This window comes from Psychrobacter sp. GW64-MNA-CIBAN-0177, from assembly GCF_040309585.1.
Classification (GTDB): Bacteria; Pseudomonadota; Gammaproteobacteria; order Pseudomonadales; family Moraxellaceae; genus Psychrobacter; species Psychrobacter okhotskensis.
The window spans coordinates 1-237 of record NZ_JBEOOY010000597.1; the positions used below are offsets into that span (position 1 = coordinate 1).

Genomic DNA, 237 nt, shown 5'->3' on the forward strand with positions numbered 1-237 from the left:
GCCATAAGGCATAATCTCACCACTGCCTACGCCTAAGAAAATGGCAAAGTATTCATCTTCTAGGGTGTTGGTATCACTATTTTCTGCTGCCAGTTTTAACGCATTCCATGCTTGACTCATGGTATTGCCATCCTCGGCCTCTACCTCTAAACCAGCTAAAAACTGTAATAACTCAGTATTGGGTTGGCGACGAAATAACGCAGCCAGCAACTGATATATATCGGCTCTTAACTGATC

At 43.5% G+C, this 237-nt stretch carries 1 protein-coding gene; it reads right to left on the reverse strand.

Translation table 11 applies throughout. The features are described 5' to 3' along the window. Window positions 1–237: molecular chaperone TorD family protein (locus tag AAEY79_RS16345; RefSeq protein ID WP_352289816.1), on the reverse strand; the 237-nt coding region annotated here is incomplete at both ends.